The sequence below is a fragment of the Spirulina sp. LEGE 11439 genome, assembly GCF_059821285.1.
The window spans coordinates 25,754-32,371 of record NZ_JCAMRX010000066.1 but is presented as its reverse complement, the minus strand read 5'-3'; the positions used below and the strand labels follow the sequence as shown (position 1 = coordinate 32,371).

Genomic DNA, 6,618 nt, shown 5'->3' with positions numbered 1-6,618 from the left:
CAGTCACCAGTCACCAGTCACCAGTCACCAGTCACCAGTCACCAGTCACCAGTTAGGCAATAACAAAATTGATATCTTTAATTTTGGGATTAATGGTGCGACCGCTCAAGTGGTTTATTTACTGCTGGGGCAGATTTTGACCCCTGAAGAACTTCCTAAACTGATTATTTGGGCGGATGGTGCGCGAGCATTTAATAGCGGCCGAGAAGATTTAACTTATGAGGCGATCGCGACTTCTCAAGGATTTCGGCAATTAAAACGAGGAAGATTTCCGGGATCGGAAACGCCGACGGAGGAAGAATGGCAATTTTCTCTAGCGAGTTTAAGCGAAGATATCACCATGAGCTATCAAGCTCTCAATGATTGGTTTGGAGATGCGTTAGGGGAATTTTCTGGGGTTTATGCCGAACGCGATCGCCTGAAGGAATCATTAAGCGTCCAATTTACCGCCCGCATCCCTTCTGTGGAAGATCTCCACCTCGACTTATGGGAAACAACCCCTTCTGTCTCCGCCCGAGAACCGATCGAACCGGATGGATTTCTTCCGCTTTCCATCCGCTTCAATCCAGAAACTTATTATTTAAATCATCCCAAAGTTGCCGGAATCCACGATCGCGATTACAGTTCTTTTGCAATATTTGGCAGTCAATACAATGCCTTTCGTAAATTAATGTCTTATTTGAATCGCCAACAAGTCAACCTGATTTTTGTCAATCTTCCTCTCACCCATGAATATTTAGAAGACCCAATTCGCAGTCAATATGAGGAAGAATTTCAAGAACAAATGCAAAGTGCGGCTCAAACTTACAATTTTGAGTTTCTCAATCTCGCCCGTCAATGGCAAACCGACTACGATTATTTTTCCGATCCCAGTCATCTCAATCGCTATGGAGCTTATCAAGTCTCTGTTTTTCTATCGCGATCGCTACTTACAATGAGCAATGAACAATAAATATCCGATAACTGATAACTGATAACTAACAACTAATAACAATGAGCTTTTTGGATCCGCTTTATGGTTTATTTTTATTGCTTTTGGTTTGGGTTTATTGGTATTGCGGTCGCTTTCGTCCCGTTGTTAAAGTCGATTTTTCTCAAACCGAACCCATTTCTCAATTAGCAGACGATCGCCCTTCCGAGTCTACCCAAGATACTCGCCTTTGGATTCTCTGTGGAGCTAGTCTAATTTTTTATGGCTTTCTACAGGTTGAATATATTCCCCTGCTCCTCTTAATGACCTTTCTCAATTTTCAATTGGGAAAAGCAATGGAAGCGCGATCGCGGGGCTGTTTTCAACCGCAATATTCTCGACTTTCCGATCGCGAATGGGAACAAATGCAGCAAGTTTGGAATAGTCGCGCGACACAACTACTTATTTTTGGCATTGGTCTCAATGTTATTTTGTTATTGGGATTTAAATACCTCCCTTTTCTCCTCGAAACGATCGCGATCGTCTTGAACTTTCCCATTGCCAGTCAGAGTGCAAATTGGATCGGCGATCGCCTCATTGCACCCCTCGGAATTTCTTTTTTTACCTTTGAATGTATTGCCTATCTCGTCGATATTTATCGCGGTGCCCCAGCAACCCAGAACTTTCTTAAATTTTCCGGTTACAAGCTCTTTTTTCCAAAGTTATTTTCTGGTCCGATAACGCGCTTTCATCAATTTATAAATCAATTTAGAGAAATTAAACACCCCACTCCCGAGCAGTTTTCAGAAGGTGCCTGGTTAATTGCTTGTGGTGCCTTTAAAAAGGCACTCATCGCCGATCGCTTGGGTATTTATGTCGATCTGTGTTTTGGAAATTTAGGACGGGCAGGAAGTGGCGATCTTTGGTTGGCAACTTTAGCTTATGGTTTACAACTTTATTTTGATTTTAGCGGTTATGTAGACATCGCGCGAGGTAGTGCCATGTTCCTCGGTTTTAATCTCCCTGAAAACTTTAATTTTCCTTATTTTAGTACCAGTATTGCCAGTTTTTGGCGCAGATGGCATATGACTCTCGGAGATTGGTTGCGAAACTATTTATATTTCCCTCTTGGCGGCTCGAGAAAGAGTTTAAAACGGACTTGTTTCAATCTTTTTGTTATCATGTTAATTGCCGGAATTTGGCATGGTGCAGCATGGGGATTTATCCTCTGGGGCGGTTTGCATGGTTTAGCATTAATCGTTCATCGCCTTGTGGACTCCCAAAGTAAAAAGAATCCGAATTTAGAGACATGGTGGCAAACAATTCCCGGTACGATTAGCGCTTGGCTAGCAACGCAAATTTTTGTGTTTTTAGCATGGATTTTCTTCCGTCTTCCCAATATTCAAGACGCATTATTTGTCTTTAATCACTGCTTCGGTTATATCGGGGATGTACAATTTACTCAAAAGGTTTATTATGATGTTTTGGGAATGGGACGTTCCGATCTGATTTTGTTGATAACGATATTGCTTTTGAGTATGGGAATGGCTTATTTTAGCCAACGAGGATTAAAATTACAGTTAAATTGGAATCTTAAATTAATCTTAGTGCCTTTATGCTTATTGACAGTTTGGATGCTTGCTCCAGAAGGAGGGTTACGCTATATTTACTTTGATTTTTAATGAAGATAAGACAAAGAAGGTGAATTTCTATGAATATCTGTCAATATAAACCCATTAATGCAGAAGCGATCGCAGAGGTTTATCGCAATGCGGTCATTAATATTGGTTGTGATTTTTATAGTCCTGAACAAATCAAGATTTGGTCATCTTTTCCTGAAGATATTGAAGAGTTTAGGCAAAGTTTAAAACAAGGATTAACATTACTGGCGATCGAAGAAAACAAAGTGATTGCTTTTGGTCAATTACACCCAGAAAACCATATTGCCTTTTTGTATACTGTTAAACACTATGCTCGCAAAGGTTATGCTGAAATTATTTATCAGGAATTAGAAAAAACTGCGATCGCACAAGGTATAAAATATTTAACCACTGATGCAAGTCGAGTCTCTAAATTCTTCTTTCTCAAACAAGGATTTGAGATTATCGAACCTGAAATTGTTCTGCGTCAAGGGATAGAGTTTGAGCGCTTTAAGATGCACAAAAAGATAGCGTAATTTATCGAGGAATGGTAAAATAGAAGGTAGAACCTTCACCTAATTCCGACTCAAACCAAATTTTTCCTTGATGACGTTCGACGATTTTTTTACAAAGTGCTAAACCAATTCCCGTTCCGGGATATTCATCTCGCGAGTGCAAGCGCTGAAAAATAGTAAAAATGCGATCGCTAAAATGCGGTTCAATACCAATGCCATTATCGCGAATAAAGAATAAATAATCCTCTTCTCTTTCTTCAACGCCAATGTGTATTTGAGGCGCTTCTTCTCCATGAAATTTGATCGCATTACCTATTAAATTTTGGAAAACCTGTATGAGTTGAGTGCGATCGCCTAACACGGAAGGCAAGCGATCGCGAATAATATCTGCTTTATTATCATTAATTTTGCCTCTCAAATTGAGACAAACCCGATTAACAACATCTTCCAGTTCAACAGTCACCAACGTTTTCTCGTTCGTTCCCAGTCTCGAGTAAGTGAGAAGATCGTCAATCAAAGTTTGCATATGCGTCACCCCTTCTACCGCAAAATCAATAAATTCCTTCGCATCATCATCAAGGCGATCGCGATAGCGCATTTCCAATAGCTGCACGTAACTCGACACTAAATTTAAGGGTTCTTGCAAATCGTGAGAGGCAACATAAGCAAATTTTTCTAAATCTTCATTAGAACGTTGCAACTCTAGTGCTAATTTAGCTTGTTCATCGGCTTGACGCAAAGCAATATTAATAATTGCACTTCTCAAGTCTTTTACCGCCTCAATTTCGCAGGACTTCCACGGTAAAGACTTGAGATAAACGATTTCTTTCCAAACATCAAAAGACCCCCGGGGAGATAATCGCACAACCCCTTCAGAATCCATCTTTTCCACAATAGCTTGATTCGGATCTCCTGCCCAATTTACAGTCTGAATCAATTCGGATCTAAACCACAAAATATAGTTCTTGGGCAATATTGAAATAGCTAACAAACCACTGGCAATATCTTTATGCTTTTCTGCTTGAGGGTACAGTTGCGGCAGAGAATCCGTCTCAAAAAGGTCTTCTGTAATATTATCTTTTAACCAATCAATTAATCCTTCGAGAACGGCCGGATCGGGAACCTCACCAAGCGTGGTAAAATTGTCTTGCCAATAGATTGCTGCTCCTCCAGCGTTCGCGATATCGAGTAAATTTGGATCCCCCGAGATTGCACCTTCGATAAAATTCTCTTTTATCGACATATATTCAGTTAACTTTGCTTGAATAGATTTTAGGTGAATTTGATAGTCATAATCTTCTGCTTCTTCTTTCGCAACAAGTTCACTGGACACGATTTGACTTAAAAATTCGCAGGCTTGACGCAATTCATAAGGAACGTGCTTGGACGTATAATGATGACAAGAAATGAGTCCCCACAGCTTCCCACTTTGTTTTACCGGCATTACTAACGTCGAGCCAACTCCCATATTTTGTAAATATTCGCGATGGCAGGGAGAAAAGCCTCGTAAAACAGAATCGCTTAAATCGAGAGGTTTATCATTTTGAGGGTGATAACATGGTACGAGATCGGCAGATTCGGCATTCACATCAACAATTAATCTCAGCCAACTTGCGGAATAAAGATTGCGACAAGGCTTAGTATCGGCATCGGGATAATTCAAGCCGAGTAATGGTTCGAGATCCTCTCGTTTATCTTCGGCGATTACTTCTCCATTCCAATCTTTATCAAATCTATAAACCATCACGCGATCGCATTGTATCAGTCTTCTCACTTCCCGCACGATGGCATTATACATCTCTTGTAAATTCGCTGTTTCTTGAATTTTAGCCGTCGCACTTTTTAGAGAATGGTAAAACCTCAGAAAATCCATCTCATCTCGATAAATTGATGGTTCTAATTCAAGAATCAAAAATCCATCATTATTACGATGTACAATTCCATCGACAAATAAATATTCCTCCTCTTTTTTGATTCTTAGTTTGACCAGATTGATCGTATCAAAATCATTACGAGCAATTATCTTTTTAAGATTTCTGATTTGGGTTCGCGGAAAAAACTTGCTCAAGGAATGATTTAAGAGTTTGTCGGGTGCAATCCCTAAAAAATCATTGGTATTATTACTAACTTGAACGATCTTTAAGTACGGTTCTTGTAAAACTAAGAGAATGCCATGAGGTTGAATAAATCCGGGGAGATGAATTAGCTCATGTGAGAAATCAGAAAATTTTTCTTCTAGGGAATTAATATTGGCAGTTTGCAGGTGACTAGAATCGGCTGAGCTCATCGAAATTTGTGCCAAGAATCTGTTATTTTATTAATCTTCTCATACTTTTTGTCATTTATCCGCCATGGCCATCCTCGAAACTGAAACTTGACAGCGATGGAAGGCGGCGATCGCATGTAGTCGGATGCTGGAGGTATGATGATCTTGCAAGCTCATTAAAACTTCTGCGGCTTCTGAATCCCCCAACTGTCCCCATGCTTGAATCAGGGATTGCAAAATTGAGGGAGATTCACAGAGTAAAGGTTGGCTAGAAAAGAAGTCAAGTAATACTCGAGTGGCAAGAGATTTAAGATGGGGCGTTTCCATGCGCCCTAAGACACGAATGGTTTCTAATTGTCCGGCTTCTTCTGTTAACAAGAATATCTTTTGCAGGCATTTTAAACCCGCTTCTGTTTCATTCCATGCCAAAGCACGGATGAGGTGAATTTGTAAAGCAAACGGGGTCGCAGGAGATTGGAAAACTTGAAATAGGGTCGCTGCGGCTTCTCGGGTTTTTAATTGACCGATCGCGATCGCGGCTTGTTGGCAAACTTCTAAGTTTAGATCGTATAAGCGAGGAGTTAACACGGTTAATAAATCCAATTCCGCCGCCCGATCGCGCCATAATCCCAAGGCAAGAATTGCTTCTTTTCTCACATTTGCATTCAGATCGTTTAAGGCTTCAATTAAAACCGGAATCAGGCGGCGATCGCGAATTGTTCCCAGTGCTTCAATAACTGTAGCGCGAACTCGGGCATCCTTATCGCGTGCCATATTTAAAAGCGGATCGAGGGCTGCGGGATGGCGAATTTGAGCGAGGGCATGGGTTACGAGGTGGCGCAATTCGGGATGTTCGAGTAAGTCGGTGAGGGGGGCGATCGCGGATTCTCCTAAATTGGCCAATGCGGTGGCGATAATTGTTGTTAATTCTTCATCTGCCGATGTTTGCCAACATCTTACGAGGGCTTCAAGAACCAAAGGGCGATCGAATTTTCCTAAAATACGCCCGGCAAACCAACGTTCTTCTATCTCAATTTCTTCATCTTCAAGGATTTCAATCAGAGGAGAAATTGCGCGATCGCCAAATTTGGGCAAAATTTTGGCGATTTCCCATCGTTCCTGAAAATCGCCATAGTTCAAAACCGTTAAAGCTAAATTGAGAGCCTCTTCATCAAAAGGCGTGAATTCGTCTTCCGCTAAGGGAAGTTGCTGCAAACAATTATTCACTTGCAACCAATCATGGTGCTGCGTGGCGATTTTGGCCTGTTCTAAAATCTCAAGCATTTC

The 6,618-nt window shown here is 41.0% G+C and carries 4 protein-coding genes and 1 pseudogene; 3 read left to right on the top strand and 2 right to left on the bottom strand.

The features are described from left to right. The 3 genes and pseudogenes from AC6RV6_RS26795 to AC6RV6_RS26785 form a co-directional block, all read left to right on the top strand. Window positions 1-952, top strand: a pseudogene (locus AC6RV6_RS26795) (DUF1574 domain-containing protein); the annotation flags it as partial. A gap of 41 nt (window positions 953-993) precedes the next feature. Further along, a complete protein-coding gene (locus tag AC6RV6_RS26790) occupies window positions 994-2,592 on the top strand; it encodes an MBOAT family O-acyltransferase (protein ID WP_500243954.1) in 1,599 nt (532 codons plus the stop codon). Window positions 2,593-2,621: 29 nt separating this feature from the next. Beyond that, on the top strand, window positions 2,622-3,086 hold the full coding sequence (locus tag AC6RV6_RS26785; protein WP_500243953.1) for a GNAT family N-acetyltransferase: 465 nt from the start codon (window positions 2,622-2,624) through the stop codon (window positions 3,084-3,086). 1 nt (window position 3,087) lies between these two features. On the opposite strand, the gene AC6RV6_RS26780 is transcribed toward AC6RV6_RS26785, so the two are convergent. Together AC6RV6_RS26780 and AC6RV6_RS26775 are read right to left on the bottom strand one after the other, a co-directional pair. Then, on the bottom strand, window positions 3,088-5,352 hold the full coding sequence (locus tag AC6RV6_RS26780; protein ID WP_500243952.1) for an ATP-binding protein: 2,265 nt from the start codon (window positions 5,350-5,352) through the stop codon (window positions 3,088-3,090). Between the two features lie 51 nt (window positions 5,353-5,403). Further along, the gene (locus AC6RV6_RS26775; protein ID WP_500243951.1) at window positions 5,404-6,615 is read right to left on the bottom strand and encodes a HEAT repeat domain-containing protein; all 1,212 of its coding nucleotides are present in this window, start codon (window positions 6,613-6,615) and stop codon (window positions 5,404-5,406) included. Between the last annotated feature and the right edge of the window lie 3 nt (window positions 6,616-6,618).